This is a genomic window from Mucilaginibacter gossypii (genome assembly GCF_900100945.1).
Classification (GTDB): Bacteria; Bacteroidota; Bacteroidia; order Sphingobacteriales; family Sphingobacteriaceae; genus Mucilaginibacter; species Mucilaginibacter gossypii.
The window spans coordinates 156,929-182,832 of record NZ_FNCG01000005.1 but is presented as its reverse complement, the minus strand read 5'-3'; the positions used below and the strand labels follow the sequence as shown (position 1 = coordinate 182,832).

General features: G+C 44.4%; 21 protein-coding genes. 15 read left to right on the top strand and 6 right to left on the bottom strand.

Features of this window, described 5'->3' with window-relative positions:
- Positions 1–36: 36 nt before the first annotated feature.
- A complete protein-coding gene (locus BLS28_RS12485; RefSeq protein WP_091167346.1) occupies positions 37–1,866 on the bottom strand; it encodes an FAD-dependent oxidoreductase in 1,830 nt (609 codons plus the stop codon).
- Between the two features lie 90 nt (positions 1,867–1,956).
- On the opposite strand from BLS28_RS12485, the gene BLS28_RS12480 reads away from it, so the two are divergent.
- Complete coding sequence (locus BLS28_RS12480; RefSeq protein ID WP_090532080.1) at positions 1,957–2,493, top strand: YfiT family bacillithiol transferase; 537 nt, start codon at positions 1,957–1,959, stop codon at positions 2,491–2,493.
- 324 nt (positions 2,494–2,817) lie between these two features.
- Here BLS28_RS12480 and BLS28_RS12475 read toward each other — a convergent pair whose 3' ends face one another.
- The 3 genes from BLS28_RS12475 to BLS28_RS12465 all read right to left on the bottom strand — a co-directional run bounded on the left by BLS28_RS12475 (position 2,818) and on the right by BLS28_RS12465 (position 7,388).
- The gene (locus tag BLS28_RS12475) at positions 2,818–3,909 is read right to left on the bottom strand and encodes an acyl-CoA dehydrogenase family protein (RefSeq protein ID WP_091167343.1); all 1,092 of its coding nucleotides are present in this window, start codon (positions 3,907–3,909) and stop codon (positions 2,818–2,820) included.
- A 323-nt stretch (positions 3,910–4,232) separates the two neighbouring features.
- A complete protein-coding gene (pnuC, locus tag BLS28_RS12470) occupies positions 4,233–4,865 on the bottom strand; it encodes a nicotinamide riboside transporter PnuC (protein ID WP_091167341.1) in 633 nt (210 codons plus the stop codon).
- Positions 4,866–4,934: 69 nt separating this feature from the next.
- Entirely contained in the window at positions 4,935–7,388 is a 2,454-nt protein-coding gene (locus BLS28_RS12465; protein WP_369596626.1) for a TonB-dependent receptor, read from the bottom strand.
- Between the two features lie 398 nt (positions 7,389–7,786).
- Here BLS28_RS12465 and BLS28_RS12460 point away from each other — a divergent pair, with 398 nt between their 5' ends.
- The 8 genes from BLS28_RS12460 (at position 7,787) to BLS28_RS12425 (ending at position 16,203) form a co-directional block, all read left to right on the top strand.
- Positions 7,787–8,236: an Imm44 family immunity protein gene (locus tag BLS28_RS12460; protein ID WP_091167339.1), complete on the top strand. Its 450-nt coding sequence runs from the start codon at positions 7,787–7,789 to the stop codon at positions 8,234–8,236.
- 90 nt (positions 8,237–8,326) lie between these two features.
- Positions 8,327–10,072, top strand: coding sequence for an aspartate--tRNA ligase (aspS, locus tag BLS28_RS12455; RefSeq protein WP_091167337.1), 1,746 nt, complete (start codon positions 8,327–8,329; stop codon positions 10,070–10,072).
- A 62-nt stretch (positions 10,073–10,134) separates the two neighbouring features.
- Positions 10,135–10,599: an FKBP-type peptidyl-prolyl cis-trans isomerase gene (locus BLS28_RS12450; RefSeq protein ID WP_091167334.1), complete on the top strand. Its 465-nt coding sequence runs from the start codon at positions 10,135–10,137 to the stop codon at positions 10,597–10,599.
- 85 nt (positions 10,600–10,684) lie between these two features.
- Positions 10,685–11,140, top strand: a complete 456-nt coding sequence (locus tag BLS28_RS12445) for an FKBP-type peptidyl-prolyl cis-trans isomerase (RefSeq protein WP_091167332.1) — start codon at positions 10,685–10,687, stop codon at positions 11,138–11,140.
- Between the two features lie 207 nt (positions 11,141–11,347).
- Entirely contained in the window at positions 11,348–11,947 is a 600-nt protein-coding gene (locus tag BLS28_RS12440) for a MiaE family protein (RefSeq protein WP_218134403.1), read from the top strand.
- A 376-nt stretch (positions 11,948–12,323) separates the two neighbouring features.
- Positions 12,324–13,025 carry a LytR/AlgR family response regulator transcription factor gene (locus BLS28_RS12435; protein ID WP_091167329.1) on the top strand — a complete coding sequence of 234 codons (702 nt, stop codon included), beginning with the start codon at positions 12,324–12,326 and terminating at the stop codon, positions 13,023–13,025.
- A gap of 81 nt (positions 13,026–13,106) precedes the next feature.
- Positions 13,107–14,048, top strand: a complete 942-nt coding sequence (locus BLS28_RS12430) for an acyltransferase family protein (RefSeq protein ID WP_091167326.1) — start codon at positions 13,107–13,109, stop codon at positions 14,046–14,048.
- Positions 14,049–14,286: 238 nt separating this feature from the next.
- Positions 14,287–16,203: a T9SS type B sorting domain-containing protein gene (locus tag BLS28_RS12425; protein ID WP_091167323.1), complete on the top strand. Its 1,917-nt coding sequence runs from the start codon at positions 14,287–14,289 to the stop codon at positions 16,201–16,203.
- Positions 16,204–16,272: 69 nt separating this feature from the next.
- Here the strand turns inward: BLS28_RS12425 and BLS28_RS12420 are convergent, their stop codons facing one another.
- Together BLS28_RS12420 and BLS28_RS12415 are read right to left on the bottom strand one after the other, a co-directional pair.
- Positions 16,273–17,886 carry an FAD-dependent oxidoreductase gene (locus BLS28_RS12420; protein ID WP_091167321.1) on the bottom strand — a complete coding sequence of 538 codons (1,614 nt, stop codon included), beginning with the start codon at positions 17,884–17,886 and terminating at the stop codon, positions 16,273–16,275.
- Entirely contained in the window at positions 17,883–18,599 is a 717-nt protein-coding gene (locus BLS28_RS12415; protein WP_091167319.1) for an SAM-dependent methyltransferase, read from the bottom strand. The genes BLS28_RS12420 and BLS28_RS12415 overlap by 4 nt, the downstream gene beginning before the upstream one ends.
- 54 nt (positions 18,600–18,653) lie before the next feature.
- Between BLS28_RS12415 and BLS28_RS12410 the strand changes: the two genes are divergently transcribed.
- The 6 genes from BLS28_RS12410 (at position 18,654) to BLS28_RS12390 (ending at position 25,723) form a co-directional block, all read left to right on the top strand.
- Positions 18,654–19,370, top strand: a complete 717-nt coding sequence (locus BLS28_RS12410) for a hypothetical protein (RefSeq protein ID WP_091167317.1) — start codon at positions 18,654–18,656, stop codon at positions 19,368–19,370.
- A 437-nt stretch (positions 19,371–19,807) separates the two neighbouring features.
- Positions 19,808–21,712 (top strand): glycoside hydrolase family 97 protein, encoded by a 1,905-nt coding sequence (locus tag BLS28_RS12405; RefSeq protein ID WP_091167315.1) that lies wholly within the window; start codon positions 19,808–19,810, stop codon positions 21,710–21,712.
- Positions 21,713–21,732: 20 nt separating this feature from the next.
- Positions 21,733–22,656, top strand: coding sequence for an ROK family protein (locus tag BLS28_RS12400; RefSeq protein WP_091167313.1), 924 nt, complete (start codon positions 21,733–21,735; stop codon positions 22,654–22,656).
- 13 nt (positions 22,657–22,669) lie between these two features.
- Positions 22,670–23,902 carry an L-fucose:H+ symporter permease gene (fucP, locus tag BLS28_RS12395; protein ID WP_091167639.1) on the top strand — a complete coding sequence of 411 codons (1,233 nt, stop codon included), beginning with the start codon at positions 22,670–22,672 and terminating at the stop codon, positions 23,900–23,902.
- Positions 23,902–24,066 (top strand): hypothetical protein, encoded by a 165-nt coding sequence (locus tag BLS28_RS30800; protein WP_176844443.1) that lies wholly within the window; start codon positions 23,902–23,904, stop codon positions 24,064–24,066. The genes fucP and BLS28_RS30800 overlap by 1 nt, the downstream gene beginning before the upstream one ends.
- A gap of 4 nt (positions 24,067–24,070) precedes the next feature.
- Complete coding sequence (locus BLS28_RS12390; RefSeq protein WP_091167310.1) at positions 24,071–25,723, top strand: hypothetical protein; 1,653 nt, start codon at positions 24,071–24,073, stop codon at positions 25,721–25,723.
- Positions 25,724–25,904: the final 181 nt, after the last annotated feature.

Genomic DNA, 25,904 nt, shown 5'->3' with positions numbered 1-25,904 from the left:
TCTCCCGATGGTCGAAATGACATCGTTTTTGACATTCTAATTCACCATCCTCCCCGCAATATCCACCGACCTTGCAAAAGGATTAAAAAACCTGTTGGCCAGTATGGCAAACTCCCGGCGGGTTACCGGCCGTTTCATATCAAAAGCAGAACTGAATTTATATTGATCCTTCCAGGCCTTTTGCATGGCAATTTCCAAAGTATGCGGATCGGTTAGCGTGGTTTCGCTGATAAACGATAATAGGTTTCCTACCGTGAACACCGGGCCGGGCTTCTCTTTATTAAACCATAAAAAGCCCCGGGTATAAATCTCTTCCAGTGTTGGTTTGATTTCGGCTGTGGCAACTAAGGAATCAGGCTGAAATAACAAACGCGCGGTATTGCCATCTGCCTTTTGTACGCCTTTTAATAGTCCGGAAGCACCTATTTGTTGTATCGCCCTGAAATACGGATCGGTTGGTTTAATATCGGCAAAGGGCATAATCCAGGCTTTAAAGTCGAGCAGTTCCCCCTGGATTATCCGCACATTTAAGTTTTGGGTGGTGGTTTTAAAAAAGGCGCAATAGGCTGCGGTTGCACCGGCGCCCTGCCCAATAGCCATTTGTACTGAGGGATACATGGTGCTGGCATTTACCAGGTGCGTTACCGACATGGCTTTTTCCGTTACCAGTAAATTATCCAGGTCTTTAAGCACAATAGCCCCCAGCGGCACACCATAGGCAGGGAAAGGCGGGTAAATAACTTTCGGAACATTGGCATCTGTATAATGCTGGCCCGGGGAAGCATCGCCAACGGCAATGGCTGTACGGTAAAGTTTTGATTCGCGGTCGTAAGGTTTGTACACATCATCCAGCATCATCCTCACCAATCCTTTTGTCGCGCGACCAGCTTCGCGCAAATATGGGACATATGGCAAATGATCGGATGTAGTAAAGCCTTCGTCCAACCCGAGGTTTTTATAGCCCAGTTCGGTTTGCAGATAGTAGATCAATCCTAAAGTATGCAAGCGTGCTTTGGCATAAAAAGCTTCCCGGTTTTCCGGCTTTAAATTATCAGGGGCAACCAGGAACTGGTTTCCGCATTCGGCCCATTTGATCGTGTATTTATCATTGGGCAGCCTGCCATCATCAAGCATTTTTTTAATATTCTTACCCTTAAGGCAAGTGTACGCCGCGGCATCATAGCCTTCGGGCCTGGCAATGGTCTTATCTGCCGCAGCACCAAAATCTTTCAAAATAGCAATCCAGCTAAGGTCCTGCAACTGTGTCGATTCATTATCAGGCGCCAGGGTTTCGTTAGTTTGCTTTTTACTCTCAAAACCATAAACGTAGGTTTCGCCTGCTTTGGCGGCCACATCGCCGGTTTCGGTAGCATCAATAACTACTTTAGCTTTTACGGTAGCGGTTTTCCCGTCGAGGGTGATAGTTACATCCCAGCCGGTGCCATCTTTTTTAATACCTGTAAATGGGGTGTTTAATTTTACAGTGAGGTTTTTTACCGTATCGGTTATTTTTTTGAGGATAGCTGCCCCGGTATATGGTTCAAATCTTAGCGTAGCATTGTAAGCAGTATCATAACCCGGGGTTTTGCTATAAAAATCCCGCACCCTGCGCCTGAACTCACCCCAGATGCCTGTTGGTAAATTGCGGTTACCTTCAACTATGCTCATCCCGCCAGCTGTCATGCTGCCGCCAAGCCAGGGGCCTTGTTCAACCAGCATGGTTTTCAGTTTGCTTCGTGCACCTTGTATGGCGGCCGCTGTTCCGCTTGCGCTTCCGCCTACAACTAATATATCGGTTTTAATGGTTTGTGCAAAGGATAGCGTACAGTTAAAAAATAAAAGTACGGCCAGTAACTTTTTTATCATTAGTTAAATTAACAATCTACAGAACGCTAAAATAGGCCAAAAGCTTGTGGTAGTATAAAATAATGCCTAATTTAAATTTTTTTAACATTTATGATGACAGACGAACAAATGAAATACCCTATAGGGAAGTTTGCGCCCCCGGCCTCATACACTACCGAAGATATGCGCGGCTGGATTGAAGATATTGCTACCTTACCGGGGAAGCTGCGTCATGCAATTGCCGGCCTTAATTACCAGGAACTGGATACCCCATACCGCACCGGCGGCTGGACACTGCGCCAGGTGATTCACCATTTGGCCGATAGCCACATGAATTCCATTACCCGCTTTAAGCTTGCCCTCACTGAAAATAACCCAACTATAAAGCCATATGAAGAGGCCGACTGGGCGCTACTACCAGATTATCGCCTGCCGGTTGAGCCATCATTAAAAATGCTGGAAGGCATCCATCAGCATTTTGTAGCCCTGTTTGAAAGTTTCACCGAAAACGAATGGGCACGCACTTTTGTTCATCCGGCCTCGGGCGAAACGATATCGCTGAAAAAAGGACTGGCCTTGTACGCATGGCATAGCAACCATCATTTGGCACATGTAACCGAAACGGTGAAGAAGTTTGCGAAGGTTTGATTTGAGGTGAAAGGATAAAGGTAAAAGGCGAAAGGTGTGTTTTACGGAATAAAGTTCATGTTCCCTCAGGGTCTCTCTGCGAGAGGCTCTGAAGGGACGTTATGACGTGAATGTAAGTTATTGATTATCGGATGCGTTTTTTAATTGATTTATAAATATGGGCGTTGCCTGCGGCCCGGGCTGTACGCTCATACGGCACAAGGCCTTAGCCACAGGCCGGTATCCGCTCCCATCCCTAACGCAGCCCCATGCACCATCTTTAAATAAATTTCAAACGTCATTCCGATTTTTTACGGGGTTACGAACGAGCTAACTGAATATCTTTTAATCAATCGATTCAAAGGTTAACAGCGAATGCTGACCTGCGGTATGAAGGTCCCGCCATACCTGGTTAATTTCCGTATCGGGGTTGGCGGCAGATAAACCACAGTAGGTATAAAGCTTATCCACACTTTCGCGCGAAACTTTGGCCAGCTTCCGGCTCATTAAACTTACTTCCTGCAAGCCGTTATTATCGGCCGAGTCAAAGTTGTTCCATGAGCAATCAACAGCCTGGTAAAATTCGGCGCGGACTTCATTGAGTAAAATGATCTGATCGGCCAATAGTTGTTGAATGTATTCTTTTTGCGGCTCGGTTAAACGCGGGTTTTTCATCCGTTCATCAAAGGCCGGTCCGCACAGGTCAAGAAAATGAACAGCTAATCCCGAAAGGTTAGCGGCCAGCGTTGCTTCGGCTAATTGCAGAAAGGGGTAGCGATATAAAGGTTCGTTTATAACCGTATATTGCGGATCGATCTTAAAACTGCGGTTTTTATCAACGTACAGGTCTTTTACTTCATAGGCATCGCTCCCGGTAGCCATCATGCCAACATATTTCCAGGCCGGGAAAACATGTACATCTTTTTTATCAAAAATAAAAGGTAATATCAGTGGCTCACCATCATCATTCAAAACAGTGTCATCGCCTTTTTTAATGATGCAATTTGCAGTGATATGGGTTGCATGATGTGCACCGCTGGCGTACTTCCAGGTACCGTTGACGATATAGCCATCTCCGCTGATGGTAGCTGTACCTGTTGATGCACCGCTACCTGCCAGGCACAATTGCGGATTGGTCATGATCTCTACAGCTAAAGTCGGATGCAGAAATCCGCCAAACCAACCTGCACCTGCACAAAGGGTTACTACCCAACCCAAACTGCCATTGGCCCAGGCCAGGCTTTCTTCCAGCCGTACCATTTGCGGCAAGGCCAATTGCAAACCGGAATAAGCTTTCGGCACTAAAAATTTAAACCAGCCCTGCTCATAAATAAGCGCCAGCTGATCGGGCTGCAGCTTGCCGGCCTGCTCAGCTGCAGGAGCTGCTTTCCGTATGATATCAACCCATTCGGGTTTTAAATTTTGTGATGGATGCATTTTTTATTTAGCTTAAAGCTGAAAGCAAAAGGCTTAAAGCGTAACAGGCAATACTCAATTTACCATCAGGATAACAAAAGATACTGACAGTATTTTGTCAGTGTTCAATTTTTGAAAAACGGGTGTTCAACGTTTCGGCCCCTTAAAAACACAAGGTTCTGATTACCAGAACCAAGGCGTTCAATTTGATTAAAATTGAATTTTAACCAATTCGCAAAGCATTGATTATCAACCATGTTCATTTTTCAAAAAACGCCGGGTGTTTACACTTTTTAAAATTGAACACCTGGTACAACCTGGCCATTGAACATTTTTCCTAACCTCTAATCTCCAACCACCAACCGCTCTGCCTCTACCTGTTTCTTCCACTCAAAATACCCCCATATCGCTATAATAAACAGGAAGATGGTGAGCATGGCGAATAGCGGCAATTTTTTATAAAACTGTAGCGGTACCGCGAAGAAGTTGGAGACATTTAAAAAAATCCAGTTCTCTATTTTACGGCGTGCCAGCAGCCACATGCCTGCCCAGGCAGTTGATGACACTAATGCATCCCAACCGGGAACATTTGATGGCGTGAAATACTTAGAAGGAAGGTTTTTGATGAGGAAGTAAAATACTACCCACCCAACAATACTGATAGCTAAGCTTATTATCCATTCATTTTTGGTAGAATAGGTTATTTTAATTGGCGGCTCATCCCTTTTTTTAATCCAGTATACCCAGCCGTAAACACTCATTACAATGTAATAACCGTAAAGTATCGATTCCGCATAAAGGTGAACTTCCATCAGCAGAAATATCGAGATGGCCGTACCCAGTATCCCTGCCGGGTACAACAATATGTTATTTACGCGGGCCAGCAGCACCTCGGTAATACCCAGCGCAACAGCAAGCCATTGCAGCCAGGTAGTTTCCTTTATTTGTTCAATGAATAGGTCGAGCCAATGATTCATATCCTAATCCTCAATTCGTGAAATTCGATCCAATTCGTAAAATTTGCGTCGATATAAAATTAGTGCCTATTAAAATCCCAGACTCAACGAAGCCATAAAATTTCGCGGAGCCTGCGGGAAGTAATAGTTATAGTTAATTACATGTCCTCCTTCAATATCCGGGTAGGTAGCACCATTGTTTTCATACTTCTCGCTGAAGATATTATTAACCTGCAGGCCAACAGTTATGTTTTTAACCGAGCGAACACTGAAGCTGTACCTCAACCTCACATCGTTCACAAAAAAGCTGTTCAGCAAACGGTTGGCAGCATAAGGATTAGCAGCATTATCAGGTGCTATGCCAAAACCTTCGGGATTACGGTTCATGGTATTATCTAAGTATTGCTTGCCTACATATTTGCTGATGAAAGCAATTTCCCCGCCTTTAACAGGGCTGTAACTGATTACGCTTGAACCGGTAAATGACGGCGAATAGGCGATATCTGTTTTGGCAAATGTTTCCTCAACCAGCGAGCCATCATCATAATTAGAGAAAAACTGGTGATAGTTTTTAATCTTGTTAGTGCTGAGGGTTGCGGTAGCGCTCCAGTTTAACTGATCAGTGATTTTCACTTTTCCGCTGAATTCCAAACCCGCGCGGTAGCTGTCCTTTACGTTTGTACGCACCGGGCTACCTACATCATTCAATGACCCGGTTAATACCAGTTGATTTTTATATAGCATGTAGAAACCATTCAACTCTCCACTAAAAACAGGTGAGCTGAAGCGGTAGCCGGCCTCAAAATCTTTCAGGTTTTCTGGTTTCGGCCGGTTTTGCGGAGGCGAGTCGACATAATCATCTCGGTTGGGCTCATGGTTGCCCACCGCAAAGGAGGCATACACATTACTGTGCTCATTAAACTGGTAAGTAACACCTGCTTTAGGGTTAAAGAAGTTTAACTGCGCTGTTTGCTGGGCATTGTTAAGGTTTTTGTCGATACCGTAAAATGAATAATTAATGTGACGGTATTGCATATCGGCATACAACAAAAATTTGTCTACATGCCATTCGGCGCGGCCAAAAATGTTAAAATCTTTCTTTTTTGCATCATCCCGATAGTATTGATAGTTAGGACCAACGCCTATACTTTCTTCGGCAGAAATAATATTACCATAATGCGCACCTTTATATTCATTGTAGGCGCCACCAAGATTGAAGTTCAGTTTGGTAGTAGGCTGATATTTTAAGGCATAAGTAACACCATAAAAATCATTATTAAGCCAAAGCCTGCGAACAAGATTAGTGGTTGAAATGGTATCGGTACCATAAATGACAGGTGATAAACCATAATTACTCACAGCATCACCTTTCCTGTACTCTTCGTAATAACCTTCGCCATGAGTATAATGCAGGGCCCCGCTGAACGACAGTTTATCCGAAAACTTTTTATCGTATAGCAACTGGTAATGGTTTTGCAGGTAATCGTCAACCTGGTCTTTATAAAAGGCTCCGTTACCCATATCTCCCAGTTCGTTATAAGTACGGTTATCCGGGCGGGTATCATCGCCTATTACATAATCGGCAACGCCGTTCCAGGCCTGGTAAGTACGCTCATGGCCCGAGAACACGTTTAATCTTAAAGTACTGTTATCACCATAATAAGCACCGCTTACAAAAAATGATTTTAACCGGGATGATGCACGGGCGATATACCCGTCGGAACGGATGCGAGATAAGCGACCATCTATGCTAAACCTGCCGCCAAGCAGGCCAGTCCCTACGCTTACGGTGTTTTTTAGTGAACCGTATGAACCTGCCGAGTTATCGAGCTGAGCATAGGCGGTATCCCTGCGAGTAGCCGTTTGTACGTTGATACTACCGCCAAAGGCACCTGCTCCATTGGTTGAGGTACCCACACCACGCTGGATTTGCAGGGTGTTGATAGATGATGCGAAGTCGGGCAGATCAACAAAGTATGCGCCCTGGCTTTCCGCGTCATTTAAAGGAATGCCGTTAACCGTTACGTTAATGCGCGATGCGTCTGACCCGCGGATGCGGATCCCCGTATAACCTATACCTGTACCTGCATCAGAGTTGATCACTACCGATGGCGTTTGGTTAAGCAGGTAAGGCAGATCCTGGCCGAAGTTGTTTTTTTCGAGATCTTTTTTGCTGAGATTGGTAAAGGTTGTAGGCGAGTTTTTGCCTGCGCGGGTAGCCGTTACAGTAACCTCATCAGCAGTAAATGTACTGCCGCCCAATAAAAAGTTGATTGATTGATTAGCAGCAAGTGTAACACTTTTGGTTAAAGGTTGATAGCCGATATAGCTGGCTTTAACGGTATAATTGCCTTTTTTCAGATCGTTAAAACTATACTTACCTGCAGCGTCGGCAACGGTGCTTTGCTGCGGGTTTAAAATAGTAATAGTTGCGCCGGGCAATGCTTCGCCGGATTGATTGGTCACTTTCCCCGAAATGGAAAGCTGGGCCGATGCCATAACAGGCAACAACAGGGCCATAACAGCCACAAATAAATTTTTCAAAATGTTGTAAAACAAAAATTGAGTTAAACCATCTGCGCGCCAGGGTAACGCGGCAGTACACTTAACTTATTTACCTTTATCCCTCCGCCGGCATTATCCGGATCAGGTGTGGGGGGAAGTCGTGAGCCGGAAGTCGTTAGTCCAAAGTCGCTTTGACTTAAGGCTTAAAACTTAGTACTTATTGACTTACTCCCTGGGTATGATCTCAGCCCGTCTTTCAGTTTGGTGAACAATCTGCAGTTTGTTTTGCAACCAAAGCAAGGCACCCCTTGAGAATTATTGAGGCAAAGATATGTTTTGATTTCGGATTTTGGATGCGGAACTTCGGATTTATAGGATAAGATACTTATTTTCGATAAACCTTAATCACATTATAATAGTAAACAACCCCGGTAGTTATGAAATTTAGCCTGTTAAGTGATACTAATTGGGAAACGAGGGTTGATAAAGTTCTTCATACTCTTTCAGACTTTGGATATACAGAGTTTTTCGAAAAAAGAAATTATGGCACTTCTCTTAATGGGGTTGTAGTAGTTTTCATGTGCAGAGATCCGGAACTTAATTTCAAGCAACGAATCAGGCATTCAAAAAAAGAGAAATTGCTTTATATGGATATAATGCTTGATTACAATGAATTTATCAAGATAGAAAACGACGAAAGAGAAAAAATAATCACGGAACGTCTTGCTTCTGAAACAATTGCAATAATTGCCAAATACAAATTTGATGACTTTGATTTAGAAAGGTTTGCAGCGGATATCAAAAGATGGCTCAAAAGGATAAAGCTATTGAAAAAAAGAATGGGCTATCAAACACCAAAATATCCCGATCCTTTCAATAAAAATTAATGATGGCCTGTTCTTTTCTTACCTTTCTCCTTTTACCTTTCTCCTTTCGCCTCAAAAATGTACTTTTGCAGACTTTTATAAAACATTGTTATGCTTAGAACTCATACCTGCGGCGAATTAAATATCAGCCATTTAGGCCAAACCGTTACTTTATGCGGTTGGGTACAAAAATCGCGCGATTTGGGCGGTACCACTTTCATCGACGTGCGCGACCGTTATGGTTTAACCCAATTGATATTTAACACAGATACAGATGCTACCTTGCGCGAAAAAAGCCGCGGGCTTGGTCGTGAGTTTGTGATCAAAGTTACCGGTGATGTAATTGAACGGGCCAGCAAGAATACCAAAATCCCAACCGGCGAAATTGAAATTGCCGTTACTGATATTGAAGTGCTTAATGCCGCCAAGCTGCCGCCGTTTCTGATTGAGGACGAAACCGATGGCGGCGAGGAACTGCGTGCCAAATATCGCTACCTCGACCTGCGCCGTAACCCTATCCGCAACAACCTGGTGCTTCGCCACAAAATGGCGCAGGAAGTGCGTAAATATTTAGATGAGCTTGATTTTATCGAGGTTGAAACCCCGGTACTGATCAAATCGACTCCAGAAGGCGCGCGTGACTTTGTGGTGCCAAGCCGCATGAACGCAGGTGAATTTTACGCCCTCCCGCAATCGCCCCAAACTTTTAAGCAATTATTGATGGTAAGCGGCTTTGACCGTTACTTCCAGATAGTAAAATGTTTCAGGGATGAGGATTTGCGTGCCGACCGCCAGCCAGAGTTTACGCAGATCGACTGCGAGCTTTCGTTTGTGAGCCAGGAAGATATCCTGAATATTTTTGAAGGCCTTACCCGTCACCTGTTCAAAACTGTAAAAGGTATTGATTTGGTTGAACTGCCGCGCATGTTGTATTCAGATGCTATGCGTTTATACGGATCTGACAAACCCGACCTGCGTTTTGGGATGGAGTTTGTTGAGCTGAATGACATTGTTAAAGGCAAAGGATTTAGCATTTTTGACAATGCAGAACTGGTTGTTGGCATCAACGCCAAAGGCTGCGCAGGTTATACCCGTAAACAGGTTGATGAGCTTACCGAGTGGTTAAAACGCCCGCAAATCGGTGTAACCGGCATGATATACTGCCGTTACAATGAGGATGGTACTCTGAAGTCATCAGTCGATAAATTCTATAATGAAGATGAGCTGACCAACTGGGCCGCTGCTTTCAATGCCGAAAAAGGCGATTTGATGCTGATCCTGGCCGGTGGTGCCGATAAAGTACGCAAACAACTGAATGAGCTACGTTTGGAAATGGGCAACCGTTTAGGCCTGCGCGATAAAAATACTTTTGCACCACTATGGGTTGTTGACTTCCCGTTGCTGGAATGGGACGAAGAAAGCGGCCGTTATCATGCCATGCACCATCCGTTCACTTCACCCAAACCAGAGGATATTGCCATGCTGGATACCGAACCGGGAGCTGTACGTGCCAATGCTTATGATTTGGTGATCAACGGTACCGAAATTGGTGGCGGCTCTATCCGGATCCACGACCGCGGCTTGCAATCATTGATGTTCAAGCACCTTGGTTTCTCGCCGGAGGAAGCACAAAAACAGTTTGGCTTTTTGATGGATGCTTTTGAATATGGAGCACCTCCGCATGGTGGTATAGCATTTGGTTTCGATCGTTTGGCATCGATATTTGCAGGTTTGGATTCAATTCGCGATGTGATCGCATTTCCTAAAAATAATTCGGGCCGCGATGTGATGATCGATTCACCATCAACCATTGCCGAAGCACAAATGACCGAACTAAAAATAAAAACAACGGTTTAACCAACCCAAAACATACACTGAGCCTCCTTTATTGCAAAGGGGGCTTTTATTTGCCCTCCTTCATGAAAAAATACGTTCTATTGCTAAGCGCGGTTATTATTACACTGATAATGTCATGTGATAACTCAGCGAAATTAAACCGTGCTAAACAAGCCAAAACAGATGATTCGCTGATACGCGTTTACCTGAAGGCCAACCCTCAGATCAAAGTGCAGAAACACCCCTCCGGTATTTATTACCAGGTTTTATCCGAAGGTAAGGGGAGGAATCCTAACGAAAATTCGTTGGTCACTGTAAATTATACCGCCGCATTGTTAAATGATATGGTAGTTGATAAAGCAAGCGGTTTTTCAAGCTCGTTAGACCGTTTGATTAAAGGCTGGCAAATAGGCATCCCGTTGGTAAAAGCGGGCGGCACCATATTGCTCATTGTACCCTCGGGCCTTGCCTATGGTGCCAATGGCGTAGGCCGCATCCCCGAAAATTCGGTATTGGTGTTCACTGTCGATTTAACAGAATTTAACTAATCTTCCCAAAATAATTTCAATTATTGTAGCGTTCTGTAGCTTTTGCGCGTCAAATTAATCCAAACAGAAACAGAACTATTAACTAATGAAGAAATTTCTATTATTCGTATTCGCCCCATTGGTGATCCTAACCTCGTGCTCAAAAGACAAATTCGATGCCTCAAAACAGGCAGCCACGGATGATGCCGCAATTAAAGCTTATGTCGGTACCGACACTGCTTTTCATGCTACAGCTGATGGATCTGGTGTTTATTACAAGATAGTAACCCAGGGAACAGGTGCAAATCCAACCACTAACTCGACCGTTAAAGTAACCTATACCGGCAAACTATTGGATGGAACTACATTTGACTCGGGCACCATAAACCAAAGCCTGCAGGGCCTTATTAAGGGTTGGCAATCGGGCCTGCCGTATGTCAAAACCGGCGGTCGGATTATTTTGGTGATTCCCTCAAGAGAAGGCTACGGCAATAGTGCGGCCGGAAGCATCCCCGCAAATTCGGTTTTGGTATTTACAATTGATCTGCTTAGTTTTAGTTGATTTAACTAATGCTATAGAAAAACCTTGCTGGTATGGTTTTTACTGCCGGCATGATGTGCTAAACACGGCAACCGGTACTCATACCGGATCAAGCGCCAATAACGAAGGCTATCCCATAAAGATGGTCTTCATTTTTTTATTTCCACGGTAAAAATACCTTTTACCTTTCGCCTTTAACCTTTCACCTCCAAAAACTATCTTTGTACTGTGAGTGAGAAAACCATCCTAAAACTGCAGTTGCCTACCGATCCGCTTTGGGTTAAAAACGTGGTAGAGAGCAATATTGAAGAAATTTTGACCGATCATGCTTTTTGTGAACAAAAGGCTGCCAGCAATGCCATTACCCTTATTGTTCAAAACCCAAACCTGAGCGAATTGGTACAGGAAATGGCCCTGCTGGTGCAGGAAGAAATGGATCATTTTAAACGCGTACATGATATTATATTGGAACGCGGTTATATCCTCGGCCGCGAGCGGAAGGATAACTATGTGAACGAGCTCAGAAAATTTATCATCACCGGCGGTGGCCGCGAAGCCCAGCTAATTGACAGGCTGCTGTTTTCGGCCATGATAGAGGCCAGGAGCTGCGAACGCTTCAAAGTGCTGTCCGAAAATATTAATGATGAACAACTGGCCACTTTTTACCACGAACTAATGGTAAGCGAAGCAACCCACTACTCCATGTTTATTCGGCTGGCCAAAAAATACGCTGAAGAAATTGATGTTGAAGCCCGCTGGAAACAATTTCTGGAATATGAAGCCCAGGTAATTCAGAACTACGGTAAGAGTGAAACTATTCATGGGTAAGTTTTGAGTCAGAAGTCGAAAGTCTGAAGTGTTGATCTGTATACTACCTTGCGACTTAGAACCATAGACTTTTAACTTAAGACTGTTCATAGCCTTTCCACTGTTTTTTTAAATACCCCCGGGCCAGTACAAATATGGCGTAAGCAAGCGCGAACCTGCTGCTATTTATAGCAGGATTAATATTAATGAGCGCAATATTTCATTTTACTGCAAAAACCGGGTCTTTGGTGTACGGCAAAGAGATTACCAGGGTACCGGCATCGGCATAAACATCATCAAACAGCGCATGGAATATTTATATTCCGGCAAGCATTTGTTAAATATAAGCAGCCTGAATAATGAGTATATTGTTCAACTTACTTTACAAACTTAAATTATGGTGCTTAAATGTATCGCCATTGATGATGAACCGCTGGCCTTAAGGCTTGTAAGCGAATATGTATCACGCTTCCCGGCATTGCAAATGGTTAATACTTTTGAAGATGCTATAACCGGCGCCGAATTTTTAAAAAACACCCCAATAGATCTTCTTTTTGTTGATATCAACATGCCCGATGTTACCGGCATTGAGCTTGTGCGCTCTTTGCAGGCAAAACCCATGGTAATATTTACTACCGCCTATAAAAAGTTTGCGTATGAGGGTTTTGAACTGGAAGCGATTGATTATATTTTAAAACCGATAGATATTAAACGCTTTACCAAAGCCGTTGAAAAGGCCATTGATTATTACAAGTACAAAAATAAGCCCGCCGACGACGAAACTGACGAAAGCCTGTATGTATACTCCGAATACCGCATGGTTAAAATAGACCTGGATACTATTGAATATATTGAAAGTATGGAGGATTATATCAAGATCCATATCACTAATGATAAAACCGTCCTTACGCTGATACCCATGAAAAAGGTATTGGAGAAATTGCCCTCCGCCAAATTTCAGCGCATTCACCGCAGCTATATCGTACCTGTTAATAAGATCCGGTCTATCCAAAACCGTAAGGTGCGGCTTACAAATGTTGAGCTCCCGGTAAGCGAAAGCTACAATGATTTTGCACGCAACTGGTCAAAACAGAAGTAAAATGAGCGCAATTCTCTTAATCGGCTTATCAATAATATTAATCAATTGGCTTTAAGCTTTACGCATTTGGCTTTTATATAAATGACTTTAGCAAACAATAAAACAAGGCAACATATTCAGCAGGTTGATTATATCAGGGCAATAGCTTCATTGGCGGTAGCTTTGTTTCATCTTGGCGGCAAATCATTGCCCGGCTTACACTATGGCTGGCTGGGCGTGCAGATGTTTTTCCTGTTATCCGGTTTTATAATTTGCTGGGCTATTCCTGAAAATTATAGCTGGGCCTTATTCCCCAAATACATTTTAAAAAGAATAACACGCATTGAGCCCCCTTACATAGCCTCCATATTATTGACCATTTTGGCCGGGTATTTATTAAACACAAATTACCGGCCCGATATCAGTAACATATTAACCCACTTAGCTTATATCAACAATTTTATTGGTCGCCCTTATTTGAACCCCGTTTACTGGACGCTGGGGATTGAGTTTCAATATTACCTGTTCATCGGTGTTTTCTTTCCAATTATTATAAAAAAGTGGGGCGCCATCTCCCTGCCCCTGATTTGCTTACTGCCTTTATTTATACCCGTGCCCGGATCAACACTGTTAAACGTTTTTCCGTTTTTTGCTCTTGGGATATTATATTACCTGTACCTAACAGGTAAAAGAGGGTTAACTGAAGTTTTGATATATGGCGTAGCTGTAACTGCCATTGGTTTTTATAGTGCAGGGTGGCTTCCTATGGTTGCCGGCCTTCTGGCACTTGTCCTTTTAATACTGCCTTTAAAGCGCCACCCTGCTATTGCCTTTTTTTCCAAAATCTCTTTTTCGCTATACCTTACTCATGATGTTGTTGGGAGTAGTCTTGTAGCTTTTATGGGTATGCACCTGCCAAAAACATTTGGATTCAGGGCGTTTGAGTTTTTAACAGGCATTGCTGTGAGTATCAGTTTTGCTTACCTGTTTTATCGCATGGTGGAGCTGCCCTGTTTACAGCTATCCAAACGGATCAGGTACTGATTACCTGGTTATTTACAGGCGGTTTAAACTTTTTTCCAATCCTTTTTACATTCACCAATACAAAAGCGCTATTCATCGATACATTATTGATAAAAACCGGCTTTGCCCCCATATTTATATCATAAACCAATTATAACCCCATAAATGGTTTATTAGTACCCCTTTTCATAATAGTTGCGATAGTAGCGTCTGTGTGTTAGTAGTTACATGCAGGCGCTTTTTTAAAAACAGTACTCCGTTGGAAGCAAAAAAGTTACTCCCCCTAATCAGCTTTTTTCTCATTTTATTAGTTCGTAAAACAAACGCGCAAAGCCTCGGCGATCCTGTGGTGAGCATCACCTTTGGCTCAGGCAGTTCAACACATTCTGGTGCCTTGCCTGCAGATTCGGGCTCAACCAGTTATACATATAGCAGTGCCAATTTCCCCAGCGACGGCTCTTATACCATTGAAAACACTACCGCGGGTGCAGGCAATGTCTGGTGGTCGGCCACAGACCATACAGGCAATACAGGCGGCTATATGATGGTGGTAAATGCCAGCGTATCCAAAACCGATTATTTTTATAAGCGCGCCATTACCGGTTTATGTTCCAATACCACCTACCAGTTTTCGGCCTGGGTGGTGAATTTGTTAAGAAGCAATGATATCAGCCCGCCTAACATCACTTTCGCCATCGAAAAAACTGATGGAACAATTATTCAAAGCTTTAATACCGGCACCATTGCCCGTACAAGCAACAATTATCAATGGGTGCAGGAGTCGTTCAATTTTACACTACCGGCTGGTGTCGGCGATGTCGTGATCAAAATGATCAATAACAGCGCCGGCGGTGCCCCTGCCAATGACCTTGCCATTGATGATATTGTTTTCAGGCCTTATGGCCCTGTGATAGAGGCCAGCTTCAGCACTTCAAGCTCAGCCAATACAGCATCGGCCTGTTCAGATGTTCCGCAAACCTATACACTCAACACAACCATCCCCAGTGGCTATACCGTTTTATGGCAATACAAAAACGGCAGTGGGGCCTGGACGGATCTTACCGGAGCAAACAGCACCAGTTCAAGTTACCAGATAACATCGCCGTCAGTGGCTGGTACTTATTACTACCGGGCAGTAACGGCGCAGGCGGGTAATATTAATTCGGCACTTTGCCGGTCAGCATCAAATGTGCTTACACTTACGGTTGGCGCACCGCCTCAATCAACAGCAACGGCCAATACACCGGTTTGCGCAGGCACAACGTTAACGCTAAGTGCATCAACCGGGGTGAGTTATCAATGGACAGGGCCAAATGGTTTTACATCGGCCATTCAAAGCCCAACTATCGATAACGTTACTGCTGCAGCAGCGGGTACATACACGGTTACGGTTAAATCATCCTCGGGATGCGAAGTCACAGCAACCGTGCCGGTTGTAGTGAACGCCCAACCTGTTGCTGCTGTTGATGCGGTTGAGCCAATTTGCGAGGGGAGTTCGGTTACATTAAACGCCAGCGGAGGCTCAACCTATTCATGGTTGCCGGCAACGGGCCTTTCAGATGCCAGTATCGCTAACCCGGTAGCCAGCCCAACAGATAATACACTTTATACTGTAACAGTAAGTAACGGCACTTGTACCTCGACAGCCACAGTACAAGTAGATGTTATAAAAAAGCCTATGGCCAATGCCGGGCCCAACAGGTACATTACTCAGGGCCAGTCAACAACACTTAACGGCAGCACCAAAGGAACCAACGTAAGCTATTACTGGACGCCGACCGATAACCTGAGCAGCAGCCTTGAACTTACGCCTACAGCTGCACCAATGGAAGATATCACCTACACCCTGCATGTGGTATCAAACTCAGGCTGCGGTGACGAAGCAACCGACCAGGTATTTGTACGTGTTTATAAAAAAGTAGTTATTCCCAATACTTTTACACCCAATGGTGACGGGGTTAATGATACCTGGGCAATAGAGGCGCTGAATACTTACCCAACCTCGACAACGCAGGTATTTAACCGCTATGGCGGCCTGTTGTTTAAAAGCACAGGCTATCCTGAAGCCTGGGATGGCAGATCTAACGGCCAGGGTATTCCGTCAGGAACTTATTATTATGTGATAGATTTAAAGAATGGGAATGTAATGAGCGGCTGGGTGATGGTGGTTTATTAGTTCATGGTTGATGGTTCATAGTTCATGGCGAAAATACGCAGGCAGGAACAATTCGCAGGCAATCATGATCTATGAACCATGAACGATGATCGGCTTCACCCCCACTACATTCAGTAAATAATTATCCATCATATCAATATCGACCACATCATTTAAAAAACCGATATGCATATCCGGACGGGTGATGAGTGCTTTTTTTTGGTTTTCTTTGATGGCGAAAGCATCGAAAATGTGTTGATTTTTTGTCGAAGGCGGCAGGTAAAAAAAGTTGAGACTGGCCCCATAGTTTTGGGTTATCCATTTGGCGATGGTAAACAGGTCGAGCTCTTTGAGCTTGCCTAAACAGATGAGCGTAAAACCCGGTTTATTGCACCATTCATGCAGATCGGTTTCCACCTCCCGTTTTTCGTCGAAAACTTTGAGATAAGGTAGCCTGTCGCCTGCTTTGATGTGGCTGGCATGGCTTAAGTTAAGGTTTATGGCGCTATCGCGATAGGAGACACCGGTTTGCGATACCCGTTTAAAAAAGGCTTCGCGAAGGTTGGGTTTACTCCATACCCATTTTAAAACAACAGGCAGCAAATATTTCTTCAGTAAGTTAATGAACCAGTTACGCGACAGGATCATTTTAAAGATCCTGTCGGTAGTATTAAGGAGCTCTTTTGCTACCGGCATCCTTTCCTGCGCATAGCTATCTAACACCGATACCTTAAGCTGGTTATTAACCACACCTGCCAGTTTCCAGGCCAGGTTATTGGCGTCCTGCAAGCCGGTATTCATCCCCTGTCCGCCAACCGGCGAGTGGATATGCGCGGCGTCACCAATTAAAAAGCAGCGCTGCTGCCTGAATTTATCGGCCATGCGGTGATGCAGACGGTAGGTAGTGAACCAGTTGGTATGTTCAACAATGATCTGTTGTTGGGTTACATTCCGCAAATGAGGTAACACCTCTTCAATTTGAAGCTCGTCTTTTTTATCAAACTCATCGGGCAGGTTGCCTACCACACGATAGCTCCGTTCATCAGGCATGGGGAAAAAGCCCGCGAAACCTTTTTTTGAGAGGAACAGGTTAACCTTATCGCCAAAGTCGGCCTCTATTTTTATATCGGCCAAATAAAATTGGTGTTGGTAGGTATCGCCATTAAAAGGAATGCTCAGTTGCTTGCGCACGGTGCTATGGGCACCATCTGCCGCAACCAGCCAATCGCAGGTAATGGTTTGTTTATCCTCGCCGCTTTGCAGCTTCAATGTTACCTTACCGGTATCCTGGCTTAGTGACAGCAGCGATGTGTTCCAGTATACCGGGCAGCAGTTGAGGGTAATAAAATCCAATAATAACCGCTCATTTTTGCTCTGCGGGTACATCTGGATAAATGGAAAAACCGTTTGCATTTCGCCAACATTGGCAAGCGAAAGACTGGCAACCTCTTCACCGTCCTGGTTAAACTGTACACCTCCTCCCCGTTTACCATCATTGAGCACTTTATCGATGATGCCCATCTGCCGGTAAATCTCCATAGACCGTGCCTGAACGGCAAGCGCCTTTGAATGCGTGGTTGGCCCCTGCTTGCTATCAATAATTACCGGCTGAACACCATGGCGTAAAAGCTGGGCGGCCATCATCAAACCTGACGGACCGGCGCCCACTATTACAACCGGGGTATGCTGCTGGCTTATGGTCATTTATTGCCGTGATAAAGTAAAAAGATTGTTGGGCGTTTGTGCAGATCAGGCACTTTCTTTTGCCATTCGGCAATGGTTTTGGTTTGCACAAACTCGGTTGCGGAGGTAAGGTCGCAGGCAATGCAAAGCTTGGTTTTGGGATTACCCGCTTTCAGGATCTCCTCAAGCATGGGGTTATTGCGGAAAGGTGTCTCGATAAACATTTGGGTTTGATCAAGCTTTATGGCTGTGCTTTCCAGCTCTTTGATCTTTTTAGCACGAAGCACCTTATCAATGGGCAAATAGCCGTGAAATGCAAAACTTTGTCCGCTGAAGCCCGAAGCCATCAGCGCCAGCAAAATAGAGCTTGGCCCAACCAGGGGTATAACCTTAATGCCCATGCGGTGGGCTTTATCCACAATTTCAGCACCGGGATCAGCAACACCCGGACAGCCAGCTTCGCTCATCAGCCCAACGTCATTACCTGCTTGCAGGCCTTTAAAAAAGTCAGCCTTGCCCATGTCGCGGTTATGCTTGCCATAATCATGGATTACCAGCTCGCTTTGCGGGGTTTTCAAGCCGGCCTCTTTTAAAAAGCGACGGGCGGTTTTTTCATTCTCCACGATGTACTCTTTGATACTGTTTATGGTATCAGTAAGGTATGGTGTAAATGATTTTGCAGCCGCGTCATCGGCCAGCGGTACAGGAATTAAATAAAGGGTTCCATAGGGCATATTGCAAAGTTGGTGTTTTTTGTTTAATTTAAGCTATCAAAAGGAGGCGAAAAAATGAGGCAATTAGGCGCAAACTGGTTTATTGAAGGTCATATTGATTTTGAATACAAAAAATATATCCTGTTAAGTTACCTTCAGGAGATTAACAGTCACTTTGATAACAGCCGGTTATATCCCAACCTGGCCGACCTGATATTTCATTACAGCAACCTCATCGATTTTAAAAAGAATAAATCGCTGTTACAGCAGGCTTTTCCTCAACGCTTAACACAGGCTGATATCGACGCGGTAAAGCTTACTTATCAAAAGATCATTATGGATGATCAAAGCATGCAGGAGATAGAGCAGATCATTACCTATGCCTTAGGCAAAATGGACCCGGCTATAAAAACCGGCAGGGATATTTATGATTTTGTAGAAAGCCATGTGAATATCGATCCGGTGGGCATTACCCCTCTAATGCCTTATCACGGTTATTTTTCGTTACAGAATGGCAAGGAACGCACCAACCGGATCTACGAGTACCAGATCACTATTTTTGAAGGCAAGGATGATAAATACCGCGGCATTAACGTAGCTTTTATTGATGCCTACGAGCAAAGTATTACCAATACCCCAGAAAGCATTAAACTGCATCTCATAAACCGTAACAAGTTTATGCCCAATCCTGCGGTTTATTATGTACGCAGCGATATCACTTTTCCGCTTGAACAAACGCTGCTGCCGGTGGCCAAAAGAAGCCTGGTGAAGTATATTTCGAATGCTGCGTAAGAGCTTATCAAATTATTTTCATTCCGGGAGCAGCGGTAGTGCCGTTGTCCATTACTTTCCCTATCGGGCAAGGATAAAAGCCGGGCAGTTAACAGCGTTACACCCACTTAAGTCTTTGCAACGTTGAAGAGTTTATGACAAGCCCCGGCATTTTAAGATGAGAGTTTTATGAACCGGCCGGAAGGGGAATCATACCCTGGCCGAAATTCAACCTTGAAGGCCCCAACGGGTGGTTAAAAGTGGCCGGTTCAATCGGCACATGTTCGCACATGTCGGGCTCCCACTTTTTTAGCTCCTATTTATCTACCCTTACTTATCTGTAACATACTATCTCTTAGTAAGATCCGAATCCTCTTTGTAATTATTGCTGCTAATTGCTTTTCATATGATTATAAATCATGAAATTATTTGTCTTATCTGGATAAATACTATCTGACATGAAAAAAAACGCAATAATATTGATTACGGGTTTGTGGTTAAGCTGCTTTATCAGTGTGGTTCGGGGACAGGGAATAAAAGATTCTGTACTTAGCCTTCGGTCGCCGGATAACAATATAATATTCAGGTTCCGTCAAAAAGCTGAAGCCGGGAAGCGTACGATGCACTATAGCTTGGATTATAAAAACAAGCCGGTAATTCTGGTGTCAGTCCTCGATCTGCAACTGGATAATGATCTTTCAGAAAAAGCAATGGCATTGAAGGTCGATCAGCATAAAAACTGGTGCGAAAACCTGTTGATCACGGGCGTTGATTCCTCCCGGCATGATACCACATGGGCACCAGTTACCGGAGAGCGGGCTATGATTAGTGATCATTACAACGCAATGAATATTACGCTGGTAAAGGATGACAATCCCATTTATGTGATGCAGGTTCAGGTAAGGGTTTATAACGAGGGGGTAGCATTCCGTTATTATTTCCCCGAAAACCCTAAAGGAACCTACTACAACATCAGGGCAGAAAATACCGAGTTTCACCTGCCTGAAGGCACCCAAGCCTGGTTTGCCAATTGGGCACAAGCGCCATATTACAAACTGCCGCTAAAAAACTGGCCCGGCGAAAGCGAACGGCCGTTAACCATCGAACTGCCTAATGGCCTTTTTGCAGCGCTGGCAGAAGCCAGGCTAATTGATTATGCGCGCACCAAATTTAAACTGAGTGCCGATAAACCATCTACCCTGGTAACCTCTATGTTTGGCGGGGCGCAGCTCATCTCGCCGGTAGGCACACCATGGCGGGCAATCATGATAGCTGAAAAACCGGGCGACCTGATTGAACATAATTACATGATGTTGAATCTTAATGAGCCATCGGCAATAGCCAACACCAATTGGATTAAACCCGGTAAAATCATGCGGGTAATGGCCATGACGACAAATGATGCAAAAACAAATATTGATTTCGCGGTGAAGCATAACCTGCAATATATTCTGTTTGATTGGAAATGGTACGGACCGGCTTTTAGCTTTAGCTCGGATGCTACCAAGGTTGCTATACCTGATTTTGACCTGCCTGGTATAATCAAATATGGCAAGGATAAGGGTGTTGGTGTTTGGTTATATGTTAATCAGCAGGGTTTATTAGCTCAAAGTGACAGTTTATTTGCTGTTTATCATAAATGGGGTGTAAAAGGCGTAAAATTTGGTTTCGTACAGCAAGGCTCCCACCGCTGGACAACCTGGGTGGAAAAGGCGATTCAGCAGGCGGCAGCTGCTCAGATCATGGTAAACATTCATGACGACTGGCGGCCAACAGGCGAGCAGCGTACCTGGCCAAACCTGATGTCGGCCGAAGGGATCCGTGGTAACGAGGAAATGCCCGATGCCACGCACAATACCGTGCTGCCTTTTACACGGTATATTGCCGGAGCAGCCGATTATACCTTCTGTTATTTTAATAAACGTATTAAAACTACTCATGCCCATCAATTAGCGCTGGCCGCAATTTATTACAGCCCGCTGCAAACGCTGTATTGGTATGATAAGCCTTCGGCGGAGCATAATGAGCCCGAACTGGAATTTTGGGACAAGATCCCAACCACATGGGACGAAACAAAAATAGTGCAGGGAATACCCGGCGAATACATTTCTACAGCCCGCAGGAGCAGAAAAGATTGGTTTGTAGGTACTATCACCAACAATGATGCTCGTGAAATTAAACTTGATCTGAGTTTTTTAGAACCCGGTAAAAAGTATAAAGCGACTATTTACAGCGATGACCCGTCGGTGAATACTGAGACGCACGTTAGGGTCAGCAGTAAAAGTGTTAATAGTAAAACAGTATTAAAATTTGCCCTGCTGCCATCAGGCGGAGAGGCGGTGTACCTCACTCCGGAAAAATAATCCATATATATATATCATACATGAGCCAACAGCGTAAAAATAATTATGTAATCAGTGCAGATATCGGCGGTACGCATATTACAGCAGCGGTCATCGATCTGGAAAAAAAGATGATCATTGAAGATACCCGTACCCGGTTAACTGTGGACTCCCATGGAACGGCAACTGAAATACTTAAAACCTGGGCGGAAGCATTAACACAGGCTTATGAAAAATTCGGATCTCCGGCTCAGCAGGTTGCCCTGGCCATGCCTGGCCCATTTGATTATGAAAATGGGATTTCACTGATCAAAGACCTGCATAAGTATGAGGCCATTTATGGTTTAAATATTAAGTTATACCTGTCGGAAGAGCTCAGGATAGATGCTGCAGATATCCTGTTCCGAAATGATGCCGAAGCATTTTTACAAGGGGAAGTTGTGGCGGGAGCTGGCGCCGGCTCCCGTAAGGTTCTTGGGCTTACGCTGGGCACAGGGTTTGGTTCAGCTTTGTGCGTTGATGGTATTGTGAAAGATTTAAACCTAGGCAGCGAACCTTATAAAGATAGCATTGCAGATGATTACTTCTCTACAAGATGGTTCTTAGGGCGATATCATGAAACAACCGGGCTGTCCGTTACCGGAGTGAGTTCGCTGATATCAATGTCCAAACACAGCGCTGTGGTCAGGAACATCTTTGATGAGTTTGCGGTCAACCTTTCTTTATTCCTCCGGGATATTATCCAAACCGAAGGTTCTGATGTAATTGTTATCGGTGGCAATATTGCAAAAGCATCGGGCATGTTTCTGGATGAACTTACCGCCAGGTTAACAGCATATGCTGAAAGTTTAAAAATAAAATTAGCTTTATTGGGAGAAGACGCGGCGCTGATGGGTGCTGCTGCGGCTTTTGATAGCAGGCGAGGACTTAATATCTTATTTAATGCCAATCATCCGGGTAATTAATTTTAACAACAATATGACCAATAAACCAGCTTTTACCGAGAAAAAATTCATCGTGACCTTTGTATTTGTAACCTCGCTATTTTTAATGTGGGGCTTACTGCATTCCATGAGCGATGTGCTGAACAAGCATTTTCAAAATGTGCTTAATCTCTCCAAATCTCAATCCGGCTTAATCCAGTTCTCCGTGTTTGGGGCTTATTTTATTATGAGTATCCCCGCAGGATATTTTTTAAAGAAGTTTGGTTATAAACCGGGCGTAATCCTGGGGTTGATTTTATTTGCCCTGGGTTTATTTCTTTTCGTCCCTGCAGCCAACGCGGCCTCATTTACTTTTTTCAGGATAGCCTTATTTATTATGGGCTGCGGTATGGCTACTTTGGAAACTGTTGCGCATCCCTTTGCGGCCGCCCTGGGCGATCAGCGCCGGAGCGACCAGCGTGTAAACTTCGCGCAAACTTTTAACGCGGTGGGTACCATGATCGGTCCGGCCATTGGTTCATATTTCCTTTTAGGTTCGGACACGGTACATTCAACCGATCTTACTTCCGTAAAAACGCTGTATGTAGCTATCGGCTGTGTGATTATACTTATAGCGGTTGCTTTTATGTTTTTAAAAATTCCGGTTTTAACAGATCCGCATGCAGAAACTTCGGCCATCGATCCTGATGCGGTTAACGTGGACGTGGAACCATCTAAAAAACTATATCAACATTCGCATTTTGTATGGGCAGTTGCGGCACAGTTTTTTAACGTGGCGGCACAGGCCGGCACCTGGGCATATTTTATCAACTACGGTGTGGATATTATGCATTTCAGTAATGAAAAGGCCGGTTACTTTATGATTATTTTTATGGGGATGATGGCGCTGGGGCGTATTGTGGGCACTTCATTAATGACTTATATAGCGCCCAATAAATTATTAGCGGCATTTGCCTGCGGCAGCATCTTAATGTGCCTGATAGTTGCACAGAGCCTGGGCTGGACATCATACATCGCCCTGCTGATGATCAACTTCTTTTTTAGCATTATGTTCCCCACCATTTTTAGCTTGGGGATCAAAAACCTGGGCAGTCATACACAACAGGCTTCATCTTTTATAGCGATGGGAGTAGTAGGAGGCGCGGTATTTCCAATGGTAATGGGGCAGATAGCCAATCATAGTGTGGCTCACGCTTATTACCTTCCGATAATCTGCTACGCGGTGATCTTTTTATTCGGCGCTAAACTTTATAAAGTTAAACATTAATGAAAAGCACCCGGATAGTTATATCAACCCTCATATTATCTGCCCACCATACAATCACACTCAATAATGTAACGATAAAAGGCGAGCCGGTAAATCAGGGTTTCAATAAACAATGGTGTTTTAATATGCCGGCAAGCACCGATACTAAAATTGTATTGAATTAGAATCATGAAAAGGTATTGTCATTATTTTATTTTTTTAAGCTCGCTGATGTTGGCGGATCTGCCGGTAGCACAGGCGGCTGTTTGGCAATGGTCGGTGGCGGTTAAGCCTGCTGGTACCAAGCGGGATCCGTCAAGGGCTTTTTTATGGATATCGCCAAACTGTAAGCAAGTGAAGGCCGTCATATTCGCTCAAAACAATATGGAGGAGCAATCCATATTGGAAGATCCTCAATTCAGAGGGGAGATGGGCAACCTGGGTGTTGCGGAGATCTGGGTTAGCCCAGCTTTCAATCTCAAGTTTTTATTTAACGAAAGAGCCGGAGATCAGTTTAACGCGTTGATCAATGACCTCGCTGATATTTCAGGTTATAGCGAATTGAAAACAGCGCCGGTGATCCCTATTGGACATTCGGCAGCGGCAAGTGCGCCTTATTATTTCGGTGTCTGGAACCCTTCGCGTACGCTTGCTTGCATCTCAGTAAGCGGGCAATGGCCATATGTAAGAAACATTTTTGCTCCCGATATCTGGAGTAAAGATCAAAGCCTGGATTATGTCCCTTGTTTAGAAACAATGGGCGAATACGAAGCTGCCAACACCTGGGGCGATGAGGGATTAAAAGAAAGACAGGAACATCCGCTGCTGCCGTTGAGTATGCTATCCAACCCGGCGCAGGGGCATTTCGCTGCCACGCCTGAAAAAACCGGCTGTCTGGCCTTCTACATTAAAAAAGCCATGGAGTACCGCTTGCCAAAAAATGTACCTCCGGGTACTGTTCCGAAATTGATTGATATCGATCCGACAAAAACCGGCTGGCTGGTTGATAAATGGCGTTATAATGAATTACCCGCCGCGGATGCAGCACCTGTAGGCAGGTACAAGGGCGATGCTTCAAAAGCTTTCTGGTATTTTGATGAAGAAACAGCTCGGGCAACAATAACCTACCAGGCAAGACATCACAATCAAAAACCCCAGTTAATAGGTTATGTACAGCATGGCCAAATGGTTGAACAGCGTAATACGCACCAGCAGGTAAACCTGAAATTTGAACCAGAGGCCGATGGCATCACTTTTAAACTCCATGCTGCATTTTATGATACGGTGCCCGGGGGCAGTCCCCGCTTACCTGTTTGGGCTGGCATGCCGGCTGGTTCCGCTATAGGGCATGCTGCCGGGAATACTCCTATTGCCATTAACCGCATTACAGGCCCGGTTATTAAGTTAAATGATTCCACTTTCAGATTGAGCCCGCAGGCCGGTTTTTGGGAGAACCCGCATAGTTATGAGTTGTGGTTTGCTGCTACCCATTCTGGAGATGCCGAGTATAAACCGGCCGTACAGCAATCACAGATGCTTGTGCCGCCACACAATACAGCAGGGAGGGAACAGCATATTACGTTTTTACCGGTCCCCAACCAAAAGGCACATGCAAAGGGAATAAAATTGGATGCCAGCTCAGATGCACAGGTGCCTGTAGGGTTTTATGTATTAGAAGGCCCGGCGGAGCTATCAGGCAATACATTAAATATTACAGCTATTCCGCCGAGAAGCCGTTTCCCGGTAAAAGTTACCGTGGTAGCCTGGCAATATGGCAACAATCGTGAGCCTAAACTGCAAACAGCAATACCCGTTGAACAATCCTTTTTTATTGAAAAATAATTTATACGCTTAAAATATTAACCATAGTTATGCTTGTTATAAAAACTCAATTGTGATTCACTTAAACCCAAAGGCAATTAGATAAGCAGTATAGTCTTTTATTATACCCTAATTGATCGCCAATAATCAGTTAAGATCAAGAGTTAACGAAATATTTAATGGTGCTGCCCAGCGCGACATG